The following is a 21,271-nucleotide window of genomic DNA, read 5'->3' as shown; positions in this document are numbered from 1 at the left end:
GATGGCCCGCCGGCCGGGGACCGCAGACCTTCCGATCGCCTGTCAGTCCCCTGGTGGGTTTCCGCGCGGGGAACCGTCGGACCGATGGCCCGTACGGTTACATGGCGGACCAGGACTGGCAGTGACGGACCGAGAGGTCGGTACCGATGGACCAGCAGCCGCCGGCAGACCGCGACCCGTCCGAAGAGGGCGGGGCGACGCGGTTCTGCTACCGCCATCCGGACCGCGGTACCGGAATCCGCTGCGCCCGGTGCGAGCGTCCGATCTGCACCGAGTGCATGATCAGCGCCTCCGTGGGTTTCCACTGCCCGGAATGCGTCCGGACCGGGGCGGGTGCGGGCCACCATCCGGCTGCCGCGCGGCCCCGTACGCTCACCGGCGGCGCGGTGGCGTCCGATCCCCGGCTGGTCACGAAGATCCTGCTCGCGATCAATGTGGCCGTCTTCGCCGCGGTGTGGCTGACCGGCAGGTCGTGGCTGCTCCAGGACCTGCTGCTGGTGGGGCGCGCCTGGGATTCCCAGCCCTTCCCCGGCAGCCTGACGGGGGTCGCCGAGGGGCAGTGGTACCGCCTGATCACCTCGGTCTTCCTCCACGAAGAGCTGCTGCACATCGCCTTCAACATGCTCGGGCTGTGGTGGCTGGGCGGGCCTCTGGAAGCCGCGCTCGGGCGGCTCCGCTTCCTCGCGCTGTATCTGCTGTCGGGGCTGGCGGGCAGCGCGGTCACCTACTGGATGAGCGCCCAGAACCAGGGTTCCCTGGGAGCCTCCGGGGCCGTCTTCGGCCTTCTGGGCGCCACCGTCGTGCTCATGCGGAGGATGAACTACGACCTGCGGCCGGCCTTGGTCATCCTCGCGTTGAACGTGCTCTTCAGCCTGCGGCCCGGTGTCGCGTGGCAGGCCCATCTCGGTGGCCTGGTCGCCGGAACGCTCATCGCCGTCGCCTTGGTGCACGCGCCTCGCGCGCGGCGGAACCTGGTGCAGTTCGGGGCCTGTGCCCTGGTGCTGGCGGTGTCGGTCCTGATCGTTCTTGCTCGAACTGCGGCGCTCACCTGACAGATTCTGTCCACTCCCAAGGCAGAGTTATCCACAGAGCGGGACTGCGAGGAAGCGGAGAGTGGGTACTGGCGTTCGTGCTGTCGCTGAACAGGGTCTTTCTGGCCCGGAAAGGCGGTACAGCCTCCCTCGATGAGGGAGGCTGTAGTCACACCGGCGTCAACTTCGGCGTAGGTTATCCACAGATCGTCTGACCTTTTCCCCCGACTGTGGATAACCCTGTGGGTAACTTCCGGACGGGACCTGGAAGCGGGCAGGGGCGGGCACCCGGAAGGCCGGTCGGACGCCGCTGTCGCACGGGTTCCGCCGGTATCTCGGGTGACGCGGTCCTTCGGGGTCAGGCAGTTGTCGCGCATGCCGCGGGGAAGAAGCGGCAGGAGCAGGGGGAGAGCCGGGTCAGCGGACTACTTCCACTGTGTGGAGACGGCGAAGCCGCCGCCGATGAGTCCGAAGCCGACCACGATGTTCCAGTTGTGGAGCGCCTCGATGGGGAGCGAGCCGTCGGTCACGTAGAACAGGACGATCCAGGCCAGCCCGATGAGGAAGAGCCCCAGCATCACCGGAGCGATCCAGCCGCGATTGCCCAGCTTGATGGTGGTCGCCTGGTTCGCCGCGATCGGCGTGAAACCGGCCTTCTTGCGGATACGTGACTTCGGCACGAGGAACGCTCCTGTCGATGCGCTGCGTGACCGCGCAGTGATCTTTGGCTGGCGCCCGAGGGCGCTAGGGGGAAGCTGCCTCCCCCGGGCGTCCGTTAGCGTAGTGCTTCCATGGCGCCTGATGAGATAAGGGTACGTTGAGCAATCTCGCGGACTCTCCCGAAGGGGCGGCCCGGCGCACCTCGAAGTGGCCGGTCCGGGTGCTCACCGCTGCCGTCTTCGCGCTCGCCGGTCTCATTTTCGTGACCAGTGCCAATACGGCCAAGGGCACCAACATCCGCAGCGACTCCTCCCTGCTCAAGCTCTCCGACCTCATCGGTGAGCGGAGCGACAAGAACGGGTCGCTGACCGACTCGAACGCGGCCGTGCGCGCGCAGATCGACGCGCTCGCTCAGCGCGACGACGGCAGCACCGAGGCCCAGGACACCCGGCGCGAGGCGCTGGAGAAATCGGCCGGGACCACGGCGATCGCCGGGAAGTCGGTCAGCGTGACGCTCGACGACGCCCCGCCCGACGCCACCGCGAACCCCGGCTACCCGGAGCCCCAGCCCAACGACCTGGTGATCCACCAGCAGGACCTGCAGGCCGTGGTCAACGCGCTCTGGGACGGTGGCGCACAGGGCATCCAGGTCATGGACCAGCGGCTCATCTCCACCAGCGCCGTCCGCTGCGTGGGCAACACCCTGATCCTCCAGGGCCGCGTCTACTCGCCTCCGTACAAGGTCACCGCCGTGGGTGATCCCGACAAGCTCCGTGCGGCGCTCGACGCCTCCACCGCCCTGCAGAACTACCAGCTGTACGTGAAGGCGTACGGGCTCGGCTGGAAGCTCGACGAGGACGACGGCGCGACCCTGCCGGCGTACTCGGGCCCGATCGACCTCCACTACGCGCAGCCCGCCGGATAGCCGCGGTCCCGAGCGGGACGGAGGGCGGCCTTCCGCCGGCGCCCCGTGGCTTTCCACAGCTGCCCCACGTCCGGGCCGGCGCCCTTTAGTCTGGTCCCGAACCGAATGGAGGGGCAGCATGTACGGCTGGATCTGGCGCCATCTGCCGGGCAACGCGCTGGTGCGGGGAATCATCTCGCTCGTGCTCGTCCTGGGAGTCGTCTACGCACTCTTCCAGTACGTCTTCCCCTGGGCGGAGCCGCTGCTCCCGTTCGGTGACGTGACGGTGGACGGCCAGAGCGCCGGAGCGGAGGCAGGGCAGTGAGCGCACGCATTCTGGTCGTGGACAACTACGACAGCTTCGTCTTCAACCTCGTGCAGTACCTCTACCAGCTCGGCGCGGAGTGCGAGGTGGTCCGCAACGACGAGGTCACCACCGCCCACGCCCAGGACGGTTTCGACGGGGTCCTGCTCTCGCCCGGCCCCGGCGCTCCCGAACAGGCCGGTGTCTGCATCGACATGGTGCGCCACTGCGCGTCGACGGGCGTTCCCGTCTTCGGCGTCTGCCTCGGCATGCAGGCGATGACGGTGGCGTACGGCGGGGTCGTCGACCGGGCGCCCGAACTGCTGCACGGCAAGACCTCGCCGGTGATCCACGACGGGCAGGGCGTCTTCGCGGGGCTGCCGTCCCCCTTCACCGCCACCCGCTACCACTCGCTGGCCGCCGAACCCTCCGCGTTCCCCGCCGAGCTTGAGGTCACCGCGCGTACGGCCGACGGCATCGTCATGGGGCTGCGCCACCGCGATCTGCCGGTCGAGGGAGTGCAGTTCCACCCCGAGTCGGTGCTCACCGAGCACGGTCATCTGATGCTGGCCAACTGGCTCGTCCGGTGCGGCGACGCGGGCGCGGTCGACAGGTCGGCGGGGCTCACGCCGGTGGTGGGCAAGGCCGTCGCGTGACCTCCCTCCGTCCCGAGCACGACGCCGGGCAGGAGTACCCGCCCGGACGTGGGAGGGACGGTTCGTTCGAGGACGCGGTGGGCCGGCTGGCGGACCCGTTGAACGACCCGTTGCCGGGCGGCTACGCCCCGCCCCGGGCCCGCCACGCCGGGGACGGGCCGGTGGAGAGCGCACCGGGCGGGCCGTCGGCCGAGCGTCCGCCCGCGGGGGGACGCGTGGTCGAGGGCGTGGTGGTGGAGAGCTCCCTGCGAGGCCGTACGGGGCGATCACAGCCGCCGCAGCGGCCCGCCCGGCCCCATCGGCGTGAGAACCCCCAACAGGCCGCGTACGGGCCGCAGGAGGGCCTCGGGCCGTCCGGTGAACCCGGCGAGTGGTACGACCCCGAGGGTTACCGCCGCGACTGGTACGGGCAGGAGCGGCAGCCGGCCGCTTCCGGCCCCACCACGTCGGGCGCCGGGTCCGGTCCATCCGGCCCCACCACGTCCGGCTCCGGCACGGGAGCCGCGACCGCTTCGGGTGGCACGCCCGCTCCGGGCGTCCCGACCGCCGGAGCGGCACCCGGCACGCGGCACCCCTCCACCCCGTCGTCCTCCGGCGCGTTTCCGGACGAGGCGGCGACCACCGTCCTGCCCGCGCCGGACGGGCCCGAGGACGACCCCGGCCAGCTCCCGCCGCACGACGAGACCGTCGTCCTGCGGACGGTGGGCCCCGCCCGTGCGGACGGGGCTCCGGAGGGCGTACCGGCGGCGGGCGGTCGGGCGGAGCGGCGCAGGGCGGCCAAGGCGGGCGGGCGCCGCAGGGCGCCGCAGCAGCCGGGCCCCTCCCGGGGGAGCGGTGCGGGTGCGGGACCGGGGGGTACCGAGGCCGCCCGCCCGATGTCGCGGGTGGAGGCCCGCAGGGCGGCCCGCGCGGCCAAGGACAGTCCGGCCGTGGTCGTCAGCCGGGTCGTCGGTGAACTCTTCATATCGCTCGGTGTGCTGATGCTGCTGTTCGTCGCCTACCAGCTCTGGTGGACCAACGTCCGGGCCGACCGGATCGCGGGGCAGGAGACCCACAAGATCCAGGACCAGTGGGCGGCGGGCGAGCGGGATCCCGGGACCTTCGCACCGGGCCAGGGCTTCGCGATCATCCACATCCCGAAACTCGACGTGGTCGCGCCCGTCGCGGAGGGCACCAGCAAGGAGAAGGTGCTCGACCGGGGCATGGTCGGCCACTACGGCGAGGGTGCGCTGAAGACCGCGATGCCCTCGGACCCCCAGGGCAACTTCGCGCTGGCCGGCCACCGCAACACCCATGGTGAGCCGTTCCGTTACGTCAACAAGCTGAAGCCGGGCGACAAGGTCGTGGTCGAGACCCAGGACGCCTACTACACGTACGAGATGACGAAGACCCTCGCGCAGACCTCGCCGTCCAACGTGTCGGTGATCGACCCGGTGCCCGCGGGGTCCGGTTTCACGGCGCCCGGCCGGTACATCACCCTGACGACGTGTACGCCGGAGTTCACCAGTACCTACCGTCTGATCGTCTGGGGCAAGATGGTCGACGAGCGGCCTCGGAGCAAGGGCAAGCCCGACGCCCTCCTGGACTGACGGCAGTGCGCTCGGGGGCGGAACGTCCCGGCGACGGACAACCCCACGACAAGGGACGGCTGCGGTGGCGACGAGGACCGAGTACGAGGCGCGGGCCGACGAACCCGCGCCCACTCCCGCGACGGAGCCGGACAGGCGTCATCCGGTCGCGGCGGCCGTCAGCGTCTTCGGTGAACTCCTCATCACCGCGGGCCTGGTGCTCGGCCTCTTCGTGGCGTACTCCCTGTGGTGGACCAACGTGGTGGCCGACCACGAGGCCGACAAGCAGAGCCACGCCGTCCGCGACGGCTGGACGGCGGACGGCGGACCGGGCGAGCTGAACACCGAGGGAGGCATCGGCTTCCTGCACGTGCCTGCCATGAAGAACGGCGAGGTGCTGGTCAAGAAGGGCACCGAGACCTCGGTGCTCAACGACGGTGTCGCCGGCTACTACACCGATCCCCTCCCGGCCGCGCTCCCCTCGGACGAGCCGGGGAACTTCACGCTCGCCGCGCACCGGGACGGTCACGGCGCGAAGTTCCACAACATCGACAAGCTGCACGACGGTGACGCGATCGTCTTCGAGACCAAGGACACCTGGTACGTCTACAAGGTCTTCAAGACGCTCCCGGAGACCACGAAGTACAACGTGGACGTGCTCCAGCAGGTGCCGAAGGAGGCCGGAGTGACCAAGCCCGGCCACTACATCACCCTGACGACCTGCACGCCCGTCTACACCTCGAAGTACCGCTACGTCGTCTGGGGCGAGCTGGAGCGCACGGAGAAGGTCGACAGCGACCGCACGCCCCCGGCCGAGCTGCGCTGACCGCCCGCCGCGTCCCCGGCCCGGTACCGCACGCACCGCATCGCTCGGGCCGCGCGGTAATCGCCGTTCCGGCGTACCACCCGTAGAACATACGCATGGGCCCGGACCACCTCAGGTGGTCCGGGCCCATGCGCGTGGCGGGGGTCAGTGCCCCATGTTGCCGAAGAGGCCGTCCCCGCCGCCGCCCACGGTCTTCACGTTGACCGCGCTGCCCTTGGCGACCTGCTGGCCGACCTGCGGGTCGACGTTGAGGATGCGGGCGTTGTCGTCGGACGAGCCGTCGACGCTGCCGAGGACCAGCCCACTCTGGGCGAGCAGGTTCTTCGCGTCGCCGAGGGTCTGCCCGGCCAGGTTCGGGACGGCCACCTGCTCGGGCTGCGGCGGTCCCTTGGAGACCTTCAGCACGATCTGGACGTCCTTGGGCTGCTGGGTGTTGGCCTCCGGGGTCTGCCCGACCACGGTGCCCGCCGGAGACGTCGAGTCGACATCGGTCCGCGAGACGTTCGTGAACTCGAGCGCGACCAGCTGGGCCTGCGCCTGTTCGAAGGTGCGGCCGGACGTCGACAGATCCGGCATGGTGATGAGCTTCTCCTCGGCGACGGTGATCGTCACCTCGGAGTCCTTCTCCGCCTCGGAACCGCCTTCCGGACTCTGCTTGGTGACCGTGCCCGGCGTCGCGTCGGACTGCTCGCTCTCCACCTTGACGGTGAAGCCCTTCTCTTCGAGCTGCTTGCGGGCGTTGTCCTTGGACTTCTCGGTCACGTCCGGGACCTCGACCTTGGGCGCACCGGAGGAGACGTGGACCGTGACGGTCGCGTTCTTCTGGATGTCACCGCCGGACGGGTCCTGGTCGCAGATCTTGCCCTTCTCCTGGTCCTCGCACGGCTTCTCCTCGCCGACCTTGAGGACCAGATCGGAGTTGGTGGCGAGCCGTTGGGCCTCCGTGACCGTCGATCCGACCATGTTCGGCACCGGGACGGTGTCGGCCCCCTCCTTCTCGCTGAAGACCGCGCGGCCGATCAGGATGGCTCCGATCAGCACGAGCACGCCCGCCACGACGAGGAGGATCGTCGAGGTGTTGTTCTTCTTCTGGCGCCGCCGGCCGGGGCGGTCGTCGTAGCCGTAGCCGCCGTCGTCGGGGTTGAGCGGCGGCATCATCGACGTCTGCGGGCCGCCGCCGTTGTCCGCGGCGCGCAGGGCGGTGGTGGGCTGGTCGCCACCGTAGCCGCCGTCGTAACCGCCGTAGCCCCCGTAACCGGCCGCACCCATGGCGGCCGCCGCGGCGACGGGGCGGCCGTCGAGGCAGGCCTCGATGTCGGCGCGCATCTCGTCGGCGGACTGGTAGCGGTAGTCGGGGTCCTTGGTGAGCGCCTTCAGCACGATCGCGTCCATCTCGGGCGTGATCTCGGGGTCGAAGTTGCTCGGCGGCTGCGGTTCCTCGCGGACGTGCTGGTAGGCCACCGCGACGGGCGAGTCCCCGATGAAGGGCGGCCGGACCGCGAGCAGCTCGTACAGCAGGCAGCCGGTGGAGTACAGGTCGGAGCGGGCGTCGACCTGCTCGCCCTTGGCCTGCTCCGGGGAGAGGTACTGGGCGGTGCCGATGACCGCGGCGGTCTGCGTCATCGTCATACCGGAGTCGCCCATCGCGCGGGCGATGCCGAAGTCCATGACCTTGACCTGGCCGGTGCGCGTCAGCATGACGTTGGCCGGCTTGATGTCGCGGTGCACGATCTGGGCGCGGTGCGAGTACTCCAGCGCCTGGAGGATGCCGACCGTCATCTCCAGGGTGCGCTCGGGCAGCAGTCTGCGGCCGGAGTGCAGGAGCTCCCGGAGCGTCGAGCCGTCGACGTACTCCATCACGATGTACGGGATCGAGACCCCGTCCACGTAGTCCTCGCCGGTGTCGTAGACGGCGACGATCGCGGGGTGGTTGAGCGAGGCGGCAGACTGGGCCTCACGGCGGAACCGGGCCTGGAAGGACGGATCGCGGGCCAGATCGGCCCGGAGTGTCTTCACGGCTACGGTGCGGCCGAGCCGGGTGTCGTGCGCGAGGTAGACCTCGGCCATGCCACCACGGCCGAGCACCGAGCCCAGTTCGTACCGGCCGCCGAGGCGACGCGGCTCTTCCATCACTGTTCCAGCCCTCTCCGTCAGTCCCGACCGCACCCGTGTGTGGTCCGGCGGTGCGCTGTCCGCGCATACGCTACCGGGCACGCGCGACGCGTTCGGCCCGCACCCGTCAGCCGATATCCGACCGGTATCCCGATGTCCGGTATGACGGTCAGGGGTCGGGGCCCGCTACTTGTTGTCGATGACCGCCTTCATGATGGCCCTCGCGATCGGGGCGGCCAGGCCGCCACCGGAGATGTTGTCGCGGTTGGCCTTGCTGTCGGCGACCACGACCGCGACGGCGACCGGGGAGCCCTTGTCCGTCTTCGCGTACGAGATGAACCAGGCGTACGGCTTCTTGCTGTTGTTCACGCCGTTCTCGGCCGTGCCGGTCTTGCCGCCGACGGTGACGCCGTCGATCTGGGCGTTGGTTCCCGTGCCCTGCTCGACGACGGTCTCCATCATCTGCTGGATCTTCTGGGCGTTGGCGGCGGAGAGAGGCTGGCTCATCTCCTTCGGCTCGGCCGTGTAGATGGTGTCCGTGTTCGGTGCCTGCCGCGCGGCGACCATGTACGGCTGCATGAGCTTGCCGTCGTTGGCGATGGTCGAGGCCACCATGGCCATCTGGAGCGGGGTGGCGCGGTTGGACGCCTGGCCGATGCCCGCCATGGCGTTCTGCGACGGGTTGTCCTCGGGGTAGACGCTCTTGTCGGCGCGGACCGGGGTGAAGATCTCGTCGTTGAAGCCGAACTTGTTGGCTTCCTCGATCATCTTCTTGTTGCCGAGGTCGGCGCTGATCTTGCCGAAGACGGTGTTGCAGGAGTACCGCAGCGCTTCCCGGAGCGTGGCGTTCTTGCAGGGGATGGTGCCCTCGTTGTTGAGCGGGCGTGACGTCTGGGGCAGCGTCCAGGGGAGCGGGGAGTCCGTCGGGTCGTCGATGGAGTCGTAGAGGCCGTTCTCCAGGGCGGCGGCGGCGGTGACGATCTTGAACGTCGAGCCCGGCGGGTAGGTCTCGCGCAGGGCCCGGTTGAGCATGGGCTGGTCCTTGTCCGCGAGGAGCTTCGCGCGGGCTTCGGAGTCCTTGTCGGAGTTGCCGGCGAAGACCGAGGGGTCGTAGGACGGCGTGCTGGCCAGGGCCAGGATGGCGCCGGTCTGCGGGTCGAGGGCGACGGCCGCGCCCTTCTGGTTGCCGAGCCCCTCGAAGGCGGCCTTCTGCGCGGCGCCGTTGAGGGTGGTGACGACGTTGCCGCCCTTCTTCTGCTCCCCGGTGAACATCGACAGGGTGCGGTTGAAGAAGAGCTGGTCGTCGTTGCCCGTGAGGATGCCGTCCTCGAGGTTCTCCAGCTGGGTGGAGTCGAACGCCTGCGAGGAGAAGCCGGTGACGGGGGCCCACATGGGCCCGTCCTTCCAGACCCGCTTGTACTTGAAGTCGCTGCCGTTCGTCTCGACCGAGCCCGTGACGGCCTTGCCGTCGACGATGATGTCGCCGCGCTCGTGGGCGTACCGCTCGATCCGGACGCGACGGTTCTCCTCGCGCGAGTTCAGCTCGTCGGCGCGGACGTACTGCAGGTAGTTCGTGCGGACCAGCAGGGCCAGGATCAGGACCCCGCAGAAGATCGCGATCCTGCGCAGGGGCTTGTTCACGGACGGACCACCTGAGTCATCTCGGCGTCGGGCGAGGGGGCGGGGGCGGGCGCCGGGCGGCGCGCGGTGTCGCTGATCCGGATGAGGATCGCGATCAGCGCCCAGTTGGCGAGCACGGACGAACCGCCGTACGCCAGGAACGGCATCGTCATACCGCTGAGCGGGATGAGGCCCATCACACCGCCGGCGACGACGAAGACCTGGATGGCGAAGGCGCCGGAGAGACCGACCGCCAGGAGCTTGCCGAACGGGTCGCGGGCGGCGAGGGCGGTACGGATACCGCGCTCGACGATCAGGCCGTAGACCAGCAGGACCGCCATCATTCCGGCCAGGCCGAGCTCCTCGCCGACGGTGGAGAGGATGAAGTCGGCGTTGGCGGCGAACATGATCAGGTCCGAGTGGCCCTGGCCGAGGCCGGAGCCGAGGGTGCCGCCGGAACCGAACGACATCAGGGACTGGGCGATCTGCTCGCTCGCGCCGCTCGCGCCGGTCTGGCCGAAATTCTTGAACGGGTCGACCCAGGCGTCCACGCGCTGCTGGACGTGCGGCTCGAAGGTCGCGACACCGACCGCGCCCGCCCCGGACATCAGCAGACCGAAGACGATCCAGCTGGTCCGCTCGGTCGCCACGTAGAGCATGACGATGAAGAGGCCGAAGAACAGCAGTGAGGTACCGAGGTCGGTCTCGAAGACCAGGATCAGGATCGACAGCGCCCAGATCGTCAGGATCGGGCCGAGGTCACGGCCGCGGGGGAGGTACATCCCCATGAAGCGCCGGCTCGCCAAGGCCAGCGCGTCGCGCTTCACCATGAGATAGCCGGAGAAGAAGATCGCGATGAAGATCTTCGCGAATTCTCCGGGCTGGATCGAGAACGGACCCAGGCTGATCCAGATCTTCGCGCCGTTGACCTCGGGGAAGAAGATCGGCGTGATCAGCAGGACCAGCGCGACGACCATGGAGATGTACGTGTAGCGCTGGAGGACACGGTGGTCCTTGAGCACCATCAGCACGGCGACGAAGAAGGCGACCCCGATCGCCGAGTACAGCAGCTGCTTGGGTGCGTCCGGGCTGTAGGTGTACCCCCGTCGCGCCGCGTCCTGGATCAGCCGCTGCGACTGGTCGAGGCGCCAGATCAGCACCAGCCCCAGGCCGTTGAGCAGGGTGGCCAGCGGCAGCAGCAGCGGGTCGGCGTACGGCGCGAACTTGCGCACCACGAGGTGGGCTACGCCGCCGAGCAGGACGAGCCCGGCGCCGTAGCCGAGCATGCCGGACGGCAGCTTGCCGTCGATGGCGAGACCGACGTTGGCGTACGCGAACACCGAGATGGCGATGGCGAAGACCATCATGATCAGTTCGGTGTTGCGGCGGCTCGGTGCGTCGATCGCGCCGATGGTGGTCGTGTTGGTGACAACGCTCATGGTGCTGTGGGCCCCCTACGGCCTTACTGCTTACCGCACTGCGGGACCAGCTTCTGCTCTTCCTCCGAGAGGCTGGGGCCGGGAGTGGGGGTCGCTGCGGTCGGCTTCGTCTCCTTGGCGGTCTCCTTGTCGGAGGCCGTCGTGGAGGTCTTGTCGGCGGAAGCGGCTGCCTCGGCTGCCTGCTTCTCGGCCGCTCGGCGCTGAGCGTCCTTCTTGCAGGCGGTCGCCTGGAGCGACAACTGGTCGACCTTCTCCCGGGCGTCGGCGAGGTTGCCCTCGGCGATCGTCTCCTCGACCTGCTTGCGCTGGTACGGCGGCAGGTACTTGAGTTCGATCTCCGGGTGGTCCTTCTCGACCTTCGAGAGTGAGATCCAGCCGAGGTCCTGGCTGATGCCCTGGAACAGGGCGACGTTGTCGTTCTTCGCGCCCACGTAGTACTGCGTCTGCGTCCAGCGGTAGCCGCCGTACACACCGCCGCCGACGACCGCCAGGGCGAGCACGACGTAGAGCGACCGCTTGAGCCACCTGCGTCCGCCGGGCTTGACGAAGTCGTCCTCGGTGTACGAGTCGAAGGAACCGTGCGGGCCGTCGCCGTAACCGGAGTCCGAACCGCTGCCGGGCGGACCGAAGCCGCCGGCGGGGGGCGGCACGGGGCGTCCGAGGCCGGCCGCGCGGCCGGCCGGGGTCTGCATGGCCCCGCCGTCGCTGAGCTGAGCCTGGTTCTCCGCGACCGCGCCGACGATCACCGGGGTGTCGCTGAGGTGACCGGCCAGGGTGTCGTTGCTGTCGGCGTCCAGGACGTCGGCGACGATGCAGGTGATGTTGTCCGGTCCGCCGCCGCGCAGGGCGAGCTGGATGAGCTCCTGGATGGTCTCCTGGGGGCCCTGGTAGCTGGCGAGCGTCTCTTCCATCGTCTGGTGCGAGACGACGCCGGAGAGGCCGTCGGAGCAGATGAGGTAGCGGTCGCCGGCCCGGACCTCGCGGATCGAGAGGTCGGGTTCGACGTGGTCGCCGCTGCCCAGGGCCCGCATCAGCAGGGAGCGCTGCGGGTGGGTGGTGGCCTCCTCCTCGGTGATCCGGCCCTCGTCCACCAGACGCTGCACCCAGGTGTGGTCCTGGGTGATCTGGGTGAGGAGTCCGTCGCGCAGCAGGTACGCGCGGGAGTCACCGACGTGCACCAGGCCGAGGCGCTGGCCCGTCCAGAGCAGGGCGGTGAGCGTGGTGCCCATGCCCTCCAGCTGGGGGTCCTCCTCGACCATGACGCGAAGCTGGTCGTTGGCCCGCTGCACGGCGGTGCCGAGCGAGGTGAGGATGTCGGAGCCGGGCACGTCGTCGTCGAGCTGGACGAGTGTGGAGATCACCTCGGAGCTGGCGACCTCACCGGCGGCCTGGCCGCCCATGCCGTCGGCGATCGCGAGGAGCCGGGGACCGGCGTAGCCGGAGTCCTCGTTCCCCTCCCGGATCATGCCCTTGTGCGATCCGGCGGCGAAACGCAAGGAAAGACTCATGCGCACCTCGCCCGTCGGTTCGGGGTACAGCCGGTCTTGTCGAGCCACACTGCCCACCCTCCGGTCGGGAGCCGGGCCGCGTCCTTCGTCAGGACCGCCGCGGCTCGCTCGCTCCGCTCGCTCATTGTCGTACTACTTCCGCAGCTCGATGACGGTCTTGCCGATACGGATCGGCGCACCCAGCGGAACAGGCGTCGGGGTGGTGAGACGGGTCCGGTCGAGATACGTGCCGTTGGTGGACCCGAGATCCTCGACGATCCACTGGCCGTCCCGGTCGGGGTAGATCCTGGCATGCCGACTGGACGCGTAGTCGTCGTCCAGCACGATCGTCGAATCGTGGGCCCGGCCCAGCGTGATGGTCTGGCCCTGGAGCGCGACCGTGGTGCCCGTGAGGGAGCCTTCGGAGACGACCAGTTTGGTCGGTGCGCCGCGGCGCTGACGCGCCGGCTGCTGGCGCTGTTGCGGCGGTGCGGCCGCCTGCTGGCGGGCCTGCTGCGGACGCGTCTCGGCACCCGTACGGCGTGAGCCGCGCTGGGTGACGCGCGTTCCGAACAGATCGCTGCGGATGACCTGTACGGCCACGATCACGAACAGCCACAGAACGGCCAGGAAACCTAGCCGCATGACCGTCAGGGTCAGCTCTGACATTGCCCCCGCTTCACCCTTCGGCTTGCCGGTAAACGATGGTGGTGTTGCCCACGACGATCCGCGAGCCGTCGCGGAGCGTAGCGCGGGTGGTGTGCTGCCCGTCCACCACGATGCCGTTGGTGGACCCGAGATCCTGGATCGTCGAGGGCGTTCCGGTCCGGATCTCACAGTGCCGGCGCGATACGCCGGGATCGTCGATCCGCACGTCGGCTTCGGTGCTGCGTCCCAGCACCAGCGTCGGGCGGGAGATCTGATGGCGGGTGCCGTTGATCTCGATCCAGCGCCTGACCTGCGTCTCCGGCAGAGGGCCGGAGGGCACGGGAGGGCGGCGCCGGTCGTTCGAGGGGCCGGCCGTCCGTCCGGCGCCCGGCGGCGGGGCCGCGGGCATCGGAGGAGCGGCGGCGGGGGGGTAGCCGTAACCACCGGGGGGCTGGTGTCCCGGTGCCGGGCGCTGGGCGCCGTAGGCGTCGGGACGGCCGCCGTAGGGCTGGTCGGGCCTGCCCTGCGGCGCGGCGGGGTCCTGCTGCGAGGTGCTCGAAGCGAGGGTGCGGCTGCGCACGCGGTAGAGGCCCGTGTCCAGGTCGTCCGCCTTCTCCAGGTGGACCTTGATCGACCCCATGAAGGTGTAGCGCTGCTGCTTCGCGTAGTCCCGCACGAGCCCGGACAGCTCGTCGCCGAGCTGTCCGGAGTACGGGCTGAGCCGCTCGTAGTCGGGAGCGCTCAGTTCGACGATGAAGTCGTTCGGGACGACTGTCCGCTCGCGGTTCCAGATCGTCGCGTTGTTGTCGCACTCGCGCTGGAGCGCACCCGCGATCTCGACCGGCTGGACCTCGGACTTGAAGACCTTGGCGAAGGTGCCGTTGACCAGACCTTCGAGACGCTGCTCGAAACGCTTCATGACTCCCATGGGGCACCTCCTCCGGTGTCATCGTCCCTGTACTGCTTACTGATCGTATCCACGCCCGGGGAAAACGGCTGGTTCCCCTTGTCTGCCCGGTGGATGAGTGTCCCCTCTCACACGGATCGTAGAGGTGGCCACATGACAGTGTCCCGCACACGAGGTGCTCCCGGCGGGAGTGGGGGAGATGGTTCCGCGTTCCCGCTTCCCGCTGCGGAGTCCTCGAAACAACGGATGTGAATCCTCCCCGCTCAGCGTGCTAATCTTCCGTTGTCGCCAGGGAGAAGCACCGCGAAACGGTGCGAGGAACTGGACACCACTTTGCGCGAGTGGCGGAACGGCAGACGCGCTGGCTTCAGGTGCCAGTGTCCTTAGGGACGTGGGGGTTCAAATCCCCCCTCGCGCACAACGAGTAGCTGGAAACAGTTACTGAGTTGGATTCGACAGAACCCCCGTACCGGAGAGATCCGGTACGGGGGTTCTTCGTTGTGTCGGTGCCTTCGGCCGGGGTTGCCGGTGGGCCGGAGCGATCCCGGTCGGGGTCGGGTGCTGTGCTCTGTTTCACGTGAAACATGGTCACTCGATGTGCGGGCGGCGATGGGTCATTGATGCGTGCGGTGTCGTTCAGTGCGGTGTGGTTCTGCGCCATGTGGTTCTGCGCCATGTGGTCCGGCGCGATGCCGTCCGTCATGAGCCCGTCGTTCTGCGCGTGCCCCGCGCTGCCTTGAGCTTCGACGTCTTTCTGCCGGGCTCGTGCCCGCGCCGCCCGCCCGGCGCCTGGGACGTCTCGTTCCGTCACGGCTTTACTCGCTCTTTGGGCTGCTCAGGGACTTGTCCACAGGTTGGAGCGGTAGTTGTCCACAGGGGCCGACGGCCCCGGACGAACGGCGGTACGGTCATGGCCCGTTGAGGACGAACAGGACCGCTGGTGGGCGGGGGAGGCGGTTTTCCATGAGTGGGACCGATGCGGGGACCGGTGTGCTGGGCCTGTCGGGGCTGGCCGGCCCGTCGGACGCGAGCGTGACGGGTGCCCGGGTGTCCGCGAGCGGCTTGGCCGGTGTGGCCGCGGCCGTGGGCGGTTGGGCGGCGGGGGTCCCGGTTCCGGGGGTTCCGGTGCCCGGGGCGCGCATTCCGGTGGTGGCGGGGTTCGCACGGCGGACGGAGGAGTCCTCGCGCAAGGCGGCGGGCCGGGCCTTGCGCGAGCGGGTGCCGCGAGCCGCCCACGCGTCGCTGGTCCTTCCCGCGGGGCGGCCGGACGCGGTGCGGGCGGTCGAGGAGTCGAACCAGGGCCGGGTGCCGGGTCTGACTCCGATACGGGTGGGGCGGATGGCGGCCACCCCCTTCGCGTTCCTGCGCGGAGCGGCGGGGCTCATGGCCCACGACCTCACGGGAACACCCGTCACCGGTGTGGGCGCGCAGCTCTGCGGCGACGCGCACGCGGCGAACTTCGGTCTGTACGGGGACGCCCGGGGAAACCTCGTCATCGACCTCAACGACTTCGACGAAACGGTCTTCGGCCCCTGGGAGTGGGACCTCAAGCGGCTGGCGGCCTCCTTCGTGCTCGTCGGCCGGGTGGCCGGCGCCGACGAGGACACCTGCCGCAAGGGCGCGTACGACGCGGTGGGCGCGTACCGGCGGACGATGAGGTTGCTCGCCCGGCTCTCCACGCTCGACGCCTGGAACGCCATCGCGGACGAGGCGCTCGTCTCGCACGCGGACGCGCGGGATCTCCTGGGGACGCTGGAGCGGGTCTCCGAGAAGGCCCGGAAGAACACGAGCGCCCGGTTCGCCGCCCGGTCCACCGAGGAGTCGGAGGATGGCGGGCGCCGGTTCGTGGATGCCCGGCCGGTGCTGCGCCGGGTGCCGGACGCGGAGGCGGCGGCCGTCGCGGCGGGGCTGGGCGGCTATCTGGAGACGCTTCCGGAGGACCGGGTACCGCTGCTCGCCCGCCACGCGATCCACGACGTGGCGTTCCGGGTGGTGGGGACGGGCAGCGTCGGGACCCGTTCGTACGTGGTGCTGCTGCTCGATCACCGGAGGGAGCCGCTGGTGCTCCAGGTGAAGGAGGCCCGGCCGTCCGCGCTGACGCCCCATCTGCCCGCCGTCGGATTCGATGTGCCCGCGGTGGAGCACGAGGGCCGCCGGGTGGTGCTCGGGCAGAAGCGGATGCAGGTCGTCAGCGACCATCTGCTCGGCTGGGCCGAGGTCGAGGGCCGGCCCTACCAGGTGCGGCAGTTCAGGAACCGCAAGGGCAGCGTCGATCCGGCGGCACTGGCCCCGGCCGAGGTGGACGACTACGCGCGGATGACCGGTGCCCTGCTCGCGCGGGCCCACGCGCACAGCGCCGATCCGCGTCTCCTCGCCGCGTACTGCGGGAAGAACGACGAGTTGGAGGAGGCGGTGGCCGATTTCGCGGTGACGTACGCGGACCGGACCGAGGCGGACCACTCCGAACTGCTCAAGGCCATCAAGTCCGGACGGATAGCCGCGGAGCTGGGGGTCTGAGCGCGGGCGGCGACCTCCGCCGGGTCTTCGGCGGGCCCGGCGGGGCCATACGCTGGACGGGTGACCGACGAAGCCGCCGGGGTGGACACCTCCCGGAACGACGATGACCGGCAGAACCCCGACCAGGTCCAGGACCTGGAGAGTACGAGCGGGGACCGGCCGCAGGACGCCGAACCCACCGTGGAGGGGGACGCGCTCATCACGGGCACGCCCTCGGCGGACGCGCCCACGGGCACGTCCACGGACGATCTCTCCGCGGACGCGCCCTCCGTGGACGCGACAGCGCCGGGAACGGAGGGCCGGGCCCCCTCGGGCGAGGACGCGGGCTCCGGTGCGGACGAAGCCGGCGCCCGGCCGGAGGCGCGGCTCGCCAGGGCCGTGCAGGCGGCCGAGCAGGCGTTGATCGAGTTCGAGATCGCGGTGGAGACCTTCCGGGTCGAGGTGGAGAACTTCTCCCGGTTGCATCACCAGAAGCTCGGCCCGATGTACGCCCGTCTGGACGAGTTGGACGCCCTGATCGCGGAGGCCACGGCAGCCAGGAGCGGCGACCCGGAGGACGCCCGCAAGGCACGGGAGGCGCGTGCCGCGGTCATGCCGATGCCGGGGGTGGACGAGCTGTTCCACGGCTGGATGGACTCGGAGGGGCTCTACCCCGAGGCCGTCGCCATGCTCACCGAGCAGTCGGTGCGGCCGCCGAAGCGGGTGCGGCCCAGTGATGAGGCCCGCAAGCTCTACCGTGAGCTGGCTCGCAAGGCCCACCCCGATCTGGCGCGGGACGAGGCCGACCGGCAGCGGCGGGACGAGTTCATCGCCCGGGTCAACGCGGCGTACGGACGCGGCGACGTGTCGTTGCTCCAGGAACTCGCCGCCGAGTGGGCGGCGGACCCGGTGCTGCCACCGGTGCTGCTCAGCGAGAGCGAGGAGCTCTACGCCCGGCTGGAGTGGCTCAGCCGTCGCAAGGAGCTGCTGACGGTGCTGGCGCAGGAGCTGGAGCAGAGCGCGATCGGCTCGATGCTGCGGATGGCGCCGGACGACCCGGACCAGCTGCTGGTGGACATCGCCGACCAGCTGCTGGGCGAGGTGTCCCGGCGGGAGGCAGAGCTCGCGGAGCTGGTGCAGTAGCGTTCGACAGACGGTGTCCCGTATGTACGAGAGAAGGCATGACCCATGAACTTCGCCCCGCTGCCCTCGGTGGACGTCGCTGCGGTGCCGTCGGACGGCTTCGTGCTCGACGTCCGTGAGAACGACGAGTGGGCGGCCGGTCATGTCGAGAGCGCCCTGCACATCCCGATGAGCGACTTCGTCGGGCGCTTCGGCGAGCTGACGGAGGCGGCCGAGGACGGCCGTCGCGTGCACGTGATGTGCCGCGTCGGCGGGCGGTCCGCGCAGGTGACCCAGTACCTCGTCCAGCGGGGCATCGACGCGGTGAACATCGACGGCGGCATGCTCGCCTGGGACGGCGCGGGCCGTCCGATGGTCGCGGACGGCGGCGCGTCGCCCTTCGTGCTCTGAGAGTGGTTGCGGGGCCCCTGGGGATCTGAGACCGGCTGTGGGGTCTCTGGGGTCTCTGGAATCTCCGGGGTTTCCGCGGTCCTTGGGGTGTCCGGGGCGTCCCGGGTGTCCGGGGGGTCCGGTGCTTCGGAGGCTTCCGGGGGCCGGGGGTTTTCCGGGCCCCGCCCCCGTAGGTCGGAGCGGTCGCTCTTGAGCCGTGGAGGTGGGGGAGCGGAGGCCGTGGGGCGCACGCCGCGACGTCGCCCGCTGCCGGTCCCGTTCCCTGCCGGTCCCGTTCCCTGCGGTTCTCGGACATGCGCGGACCGGGTGCGGCCGTGTGCGCACGCGGCTGTCCGGCCCGTGAATCCACTACAAGTACGCCAGGCAGGGCCGCGCACTCCTGTCCCGACAGCGCCGCTTCGCCGCCCCCTGCCTCCCACGACCCTGCCGCCGTGAGCGGAATGGGCTTGGCGGGGTGTCCGTTCAGGGCGGTCCGCGTCCCGGTCCGGGGGCGCTTGCGCGAGCGGCGGCAGGCCGTGGTGGGGCGGTCACCTGCGCCGCCCCGTCGCGGATCTCCGCCACGGACGTGCGGTACGGCTGCGGGAGCACGAGGTCGTCGGGACGCCACGGCAGTGGGCGGTCGCAGGGACCTCCGGGTCCGCGCGGCTGCTGAGGCATGCGGCTGTCGGAGCATGCGGCTGTCGGGGCACGCCGCCGGAGGCCCGGAGCCTGAGGACCCGGTCCTGAGGCCTGGAAGCGGCGTGGGCCGGCCCACGCCGGTCAGCGGTCGAAGTCGATGGCCACCTCGGGGGTGAGCGGGTGCGACTGGCAGGCCAGGACGAACCCCGCCTCGGTCTCCTCCGGCTCCAGGGCGTAGTTCCGGTCCATCCGTACCTCGCCCCGGACGAGGAAAGCACGACAGGTGCCGCAGACACCGCCCTTACAGGCGTACGGAGCGTCCGCACGCCTCCGGAGCACCGTCTCCAGGAGGGAGTCGCCGTTCTCGACCGGCCAGCTGCCCGAGCGGCCGTGCAGGGTCGCGGTCAGCGTGGCCTCCGGGGGGACCTCCACCCCGGGGGCGCCCCCGGGGAGGGTCGCGTCCGGGGACGTCGTCTCCGTGGCCGGGGGCGTGGCGTCCGCCACGTGGAAGATCTCCTGGTGGATACGACCGCGGTCGACGTCCATCGCACGCAAGGCCCGTCGGGCGCCCCGCACCAGTCCGTACGGCCCGCAGAGGAACCACCCGGCCACGTCCGTCACCGGCAGCAGGGCGGGCAGCAGCGAAGTCAGCCGCTCCTGGTCGAGCCGTCCGGCGGGCAGCCCCGCCGCCTGTTCCTCCCGGGAGAGCGCGGTGACGAGGTGGAAGCGTTCCGGGTAGCGGTCCTTGAGGTCCGCCACCTCGTCGAGGAACATCGTCGACGCCACCGTCCGGTCTCCCCGCACGAGGCAGAACCGGGCCAGGGGTTCGCGTGCGAGCAGGGTCGCGGCGATCGACAGGACCGGGGTGATGCCGCTGCCGCCGACCACCGCCGCGAAGAGGCCCGGCCGGGGCTCCAGCGTGAAGCGGCCGGACGGCGCCATCGCCTCCACCCGGTCGCCGACCGCGAGTTCTTTGAGCGCGTACGTCGAGAAGGTGCCACCGTCCACCAGACGGATGCCGACCCGGAGCACCGGCGGGTCCGGTGCGACCGCGGCGGGGGAGCAGAGCGAGTAGGACCGCCGGATCTCCTCGCCGCCCGCTGTTTCGTAGCGGACGTTGAGGTGCTGGCCCGGGACGTGGCGGAAGGTTTCCCGCAGGGCGGCCGGAACGTCGAACGTCACGGCCACCGCGTCGTCCGTGATGCGTTCGACGGCGCCGACCCGGAGCGGATGGAACATCTACAACTCCTTGAAATGGTCGAAGGGTTCGCGGCAGTCGTCGCATCTGCGCAGCGCCTTGCAGGCGGTGGAGGAGAACCGGCTGAGCAGTTCGGTACGGGTCGAGCCGCAGTGCGGGCAGCGCACGGCGAGGGTGAGCGGCACCGCCCCGTCCGGAGCCCGCGAGGGGCGCGGGGGTGCGATGCCGGACGCGGCGAGTTTGCGGCGGCCCTGCGCCGTGATGTCGTCCGTGGACCACGGCGGTGCCAGCGTGGTGATCACCGATACCCCGGTCATGCCGTGGTCCCGGAGGGCCTCTTCGATGTCGTGGGCCATGGTTTCCACGGCGGGGCAGCCGGTGTAGGTCGGGGTGAGGGTGACGGTGACGCGGTCGGGTCCGTCCATCCGCACGTCGCGCAGGACGCCGAGTTCTTCGAGGGTCACCACCGGAAGCTCCGGGTCCGGTACGGCTCCGGCGATCCGGCGCAGTTCTTCCTCCAGCGGGGTCGTGGTCACCATGACGCCCCCGGGTGGCTGCGGTGGAGGTGCTGCATCTCGGCGATCATCCGTCCGAAGGGTTCGGTGTGCAGTCCCTGGCGGCCGGCTCCCGCCTTCCACGCGCCGCTCCTCGGGCCGCTGGGCAGCACGAGGGTGGCCCGCTCCACCACGTCCGTGACCGTGGCGAGCCAGTCGTCGCCGAGGGCCTGCCAGTCGACGTCCACGCCCTCGACGGGCTGGAGGAGTTCGCCGGTGAACTTCCAGAGCCCGTCGAGGCCTTCGCCCATCCGCCGGTGGCTCTCCTCGGTGCCGTCGCCGAGGCGCAGCGTCCACTGCTCGGCGTGGTCCTGGTGGTAGGCGACTTCCTTGACCGCCTTCGCGGCCAGGGCCTGGAAATCGCTCCGGCCGGCCGCCAGCCGCTCGTACAGCAGGCGTTGGTAGACGGAGAAGTAGAGCTGGCGGGCGATGGTGCGGGCGAAGTCGCCGCTCTCCTGCTCGACCAACTGGGTGTTGCGGAAGGCGCGTTCCTCGCGGAGGTAGGCGAGTTCGTCCTCGTCGCCGACGAGGGAGAGGAGCACGCGGGCCTGGCCGAGCAGGTCCAGCGCGATGTTGGCGAGGGCGACCTCCTCCTCCAGCACCGGCGCGTGCCCGGCCCACTCCCCCAGCCGGTGCGACAGCACGAGCGCGTCGTCGCCCAGTGCGAGGGCGCCGGCCAGGAGCCGGGGCGGCGCCGCGTCGCCGACGCC

At 70.4% G+C, this 21,271-nt stretch carries 19 protein-coding genes and 1 tRNA gene; 10 read left to right on the top strand and 10 right to left on the bottom strand.

Going from position 1 to position 21,271, the window contains the following annotated elements:
- Positions 1-146: 146 nt before the first annotated feature.
- On the top strand, positions 147-1,052 hold the full coding sequence (locus OHT52_RS14420; RefSeq protein ID WP_328720552.1) for a rhomboid family intramembrane serine protease: 906 nt from the start codon (positions 147-149) through the stop codon (positions 1,050-1,052).
- A gap of 404 nt (positions 1,053-1,456) precedes the next feature.
- Here the strand turns inward: OHT52_RS14420 and crgA are convergent, their stop codons facing one another.
- Positions 1,457-1,711 (bottom strand): cell division protein CrgA, encoded by a 255-nt coding sequence (gene crgA / locus OHT52_RS14415; protein ID WP_328720551.1) that lies wholly within the window; start codon positions 1,709-1,711, stop codon positions 1,457-1,459.
- 137 nt (positions 1,712-1,848) lie between these two features.
- On the opposite strand from crgA, the gene OHT52_RS14410 reads away from it, so the two are divergent.
- The 5 genes from OHT52_RS14410 (at position 1,849) to OHT52_RS14390 (ending at position 5,949) form a co-directional block, all read left to right on the top strand.
- Positions 1,849-2,616: a DUF881 domain-containing protein gene (locus OHT52_RS14410; protein ID WP_328720550.1), complete on the top strand. Its 768-nt coding sequence runs from the start codon at positions 1,849-1,851 to the stop codon at positions 2,614-2,616.
- Between the two features lie 118 nt (positions 2,617-2,734).
- Positions 2,735-2,920 (top strand): hypothetical protein, encoded by a 186-nt coding sequence (locus OHT52_RS14405; protein ID WP_328720549.1) that lies wholly within the window; start codon positions 2,735-2,737, stop codon positions 2,918-2,920.
- Complete coding sequence (locus OHT52_RS14400) at positions 2,917-3,555, top strand: aminodeoxychorismate/anthranilate synthase component II (RefSeq protein WP_328720548.1); 639 nt, start codon at positions 2,917-2,919, stop codon at positions 3,553-3,555. The genes OHT52_RS14405 and OHT52_RS14400 overlap by 4 nt, the downstream gene beginning before the upstream one ends.
- Positions 3,552-5,144, top strand: a complete 1,593-nt coding sequence (locus tag OHT52_RS14395; RefSeq protein WP_328720547.1) for a class E sortase — start codon at positions 3,552-3,554, stop codon at positions 5,142-5,144. Before OHT52_RS14400 ends, OHT52_RS14395 begins: the two co-directional genes overlap by 4 nt.
- 64 nt (positions 5,145-5,208) lie before the next feature.
- Positions 5,209-5,949: a class E sortase gene (locus OHT52_RS14390; RefSeq protein ID WP_328720546.1), complete on the top strand. Its 741-nt coding sequence runs from the start codon at positions 5,209-5,211 to the stop codon at positions 5,947-5,949.
- A 144-nt stretch (positions 5,950-6,093) separates the two neighbouring features.
- Here OHT52_RS14390 and pknB read toward each other — a convergent pair whose 3' ends face one another.
- The 6 genes from pknB to OHT52_RS14360 form a co-directional block, all read right to left on the bottom strand.
- Positions 6,094-8,079 (bottom strand): Stk1 family PASTA domain-containing Ser/Thr kinase, encoded by a 1,986-nt coding sequence (gene pknB / locus OHT52_RS14385; RefSeq protein ID WP_328720545.1) that lies wholly within the window; start codon positions 8,077-8,079, stop codon positions 6,094-6,096.
- A 168-nt stretch (positions 8,080-8,247) separates the two neighbouring features.
- Positions 8,248-9,702 carry a peptidoglycan D,D-transpeptidase FtsI family protein gene (locus tag OHT52_RS14380; RefSeq protein WP_328720544.1) on the bottom strand — a complete coding sequence of 485 codons (1,455 nt, stop codon included), beginning with the start codon at positions 9,700-9,702 and terminating at the stop codon, positions 8,248-8,250.
- On the bottom strand, positions 9,699-11,120 hold the full coding sequence (locus OHT52_RS14375; RefSeq protein WP_328720543.1) for an FtsW/RodA/SpoVE family cell cycle protein: 1,422 nt from the start codon (positions 11,118-11,120) through the stop codon (positions 9,699-9,701). The genes OHT52_RS14380 and OHT52_RS14375 overlap by 4 nt, the downstream gene beginning before the upstream one ends.
- Positions 11,121-11,143: 23 nt before the next feature.
- On the bottom strand, positions 11,144-12,628 hold the full coding sequence (locus OHT52_RS14370) for a Stp1/IreP family PP2C-type Ser/Thr phosphatase (RefSeq protein ID WP_328720542.1): 1,485 nt from the start codon (positions 12,626-12,628) through the stop codon (positions 11,144-11,146).
- A 132-nt stretch (positions 12,629-12,760) separates the two neighbouring features.
- On the bottom strand, positions 12,761-13,276 hold the full coding sequence (locus OHT52_RS14365) for an FHA domain-containing protein FhaB/FipA (RefSeq protein ID WP_328720541.1): 516 nt from the start codon (positions 13,274-13,276) through the stop codon (positions 12,761-12,763).
- A 10-nt stretch (positions 13,277-13,286) separates the two neighbouring features.
- The gene (locus tag OHT52_RS14360; protein WP_328720540.1) at positions 13,287-14,183 is read right to left on the bottom strand and encodes a DUF3662 and FHA domain-containing protein; all 897 of its coding nucleotides are present in this window, start codon (positions 14,181-14,183) and stop codon (positions 13,287-13,289) included.
- A 314-nt stretch (positions 14,184-14,497) separates the two neighbouring features.
- Between OHT52_RS14360 and OHT52_RS14355 the strand changes: the two genes are divergently transcribed.
- The 4 genes from OHT52_RS14355 (at position 14,498) to OHT52_RS14340 (ending at position 18,191) form a co-directional block, all read left to right on the top strand.
- Positions 14,498-14,580: transfer RNA gene (locus tag OHT52_RS14355), tRNA-Leu, on the top strand.
- A gap of 728 nt (positions 14,581-15,308) precedes the next feature.
- Positions 15,309-16,679, top strand: a complete 1,371-nt coding sequence (locus OHT52_RS14350) for a DUF2252 domain-containing protein (RefSeq protein ID WP_443046793.1) — start codon at positions 15,309-15,311, stop codon at positions 16,677-16,679.
- A 60-nt stretch (positions 16,680-16,739) separates the two neighbouring features.
- Positions 16,740-17,801 (top strand): J domain-containing protein, encoded by a 1,062-nt coding sequence (locus tag OHT52_RS14345; RefSeq protein ID WP_328720538.1) that lies wholly within the window; start codon positions 16,740-16,742, stop codon positions 17,799-17,801.
- 45 nt (positions 17,802-17,846) lie between these two features.
- Positions 17,847-18,191, top strand: a complete 345-nt coding sequence (locus tag OHT52_RS14340; protein WP_328720537.1) for a rhodanese-like domain-containing protein — start codon at positions 17,847-17,849, stop codon at positions 18,189-18,191.
- Positions 18,192-18,950: 759 nt separating this feature from the next.
- On the opposite strand, the gene OHT52_RS14335 is transcribed toward OHT52_RS14340, so the two are convergent.
- Genes OHT52_RS14335 through paaC form a run of 3 tightly spaced genes read right to left on the bottom strand, consistent with a single transcriptional unit; the run spans position 18,951 to position 21,241 of the window.
- Entirely contained in the window at positions 18,951-20,048 is a 1,098-nt protein-coding gene (locus OHT52_RS14335; RefSeq protein WP_328720536.1) for a 2Fe-2S iron-sulfur cluster-binding protein, read from the bottom strand.
- Entirely contained in the window at positions 20,049-20,546 is a 498-nt protein-coding gene (paaD, locus tag OHT52_RS14330) for a 1,2-phenylacetyl-CoA epoxidase subunit PaaD (protein WP_328720535.1), read from the bottom strand.
- Positions 20,540-21,241, bottom strand: a complete 702-nt coding sequence (gene paaC, locus OHT52_RS14325; protein ID WP_328723739.1) for a 1,2-phenylacetyl-CoA epoxidase subunit PaaC — start codon at positions 21,239-21,241, stop codon at positions 20,540-20,542. Before paaC ends, paaD begins: the two co-directional genes overlap by 7 nt.
- Between the last annotated feature and the right edge of the window lie 30 nt (positions 21,242-21,271).

The organism is Streptomyces sp. NBC_00247, from assembly GCF_036188265.1.
Classification (GTDB): Bacteria; Actinomycetota; Actinomycetes; order Streptomycetales; family Streptomycetaceae; genus Streptomyces.
Note: the sequence above shows the minus strand (reverse complement) of the source record. Positions and strands in the feature narration are given on the sequence as shown.

Coding starts and splice junctions, on each gene's coding strand:
- paaD (WP_328720535.1), bottom strand. CDS start 20,546: ATGGTGACCACGACCCCGCTGGAGGAAGAACTGCGCCGGATCGCCGGA.
- OHT52_RS14405 (WP_328720549.1), top strand. CDS start 2,735: ATGTACGGCTGGATCTGGCGCCATCTGCCGGGCAACGCGCTGGTGCGG.
- OHT52_RS14365 (WP_328720541.1), bottom strand. CDS start 13,276: ATGTCAGAGCTGACCCTGACGGTCATGCGGCTAGGTTTCCTGGCCGTT.
- OHT52_RS14335 (WP_328720536.1), bottom strand. CDS start 20,048: ATGTTCCATCCGCTCCGGGTCGGCGCCGTCGAACGCATCACGGACGAC.
- OHT52_RS14420 (WP_328720552.1), top strand. CDS start 147: ATGGACCAGCAGCCGCCGGCAGACCGCGACCCGTCCGAAGAGGGCGGG.
- OHT52_RS14375 (WP_328720543.1), bottom strand. CDS start 11,120: ATGAGCGTTGTCACCAACACGACCACCATCGGCGCGATCGACGCACCG.
- pknB (WP_328720545.1), bottom strand. CDS start 8,079: ATGGAAGAGCCGCGTCGCCTCGGCGGCCGGTACGAACTGGGCTCGGTG.
- OHT52_RS14360 (WP_328720540.1), bottom strand. CDS start 14,183: ATGGGAGTCATGAAGCGTTTCGAGCAGCGTCTCGAAGGTCTGGTCAAC.
- OHT52_RS14370 (WP_328720542.1), bottom strand. CDS start 12,628: ATGAGTCTTTCCTTGCGTTTCGCCGCCGGATCGCACAAGGGCATGATC.
- OHT52_RS14340 (WP_328720537.1), top strand. CDS start 17,847: ATGAACTTCGCCCCGCTGCCCTCGGTGGACGTCGCTGCGGTGCCGTCG.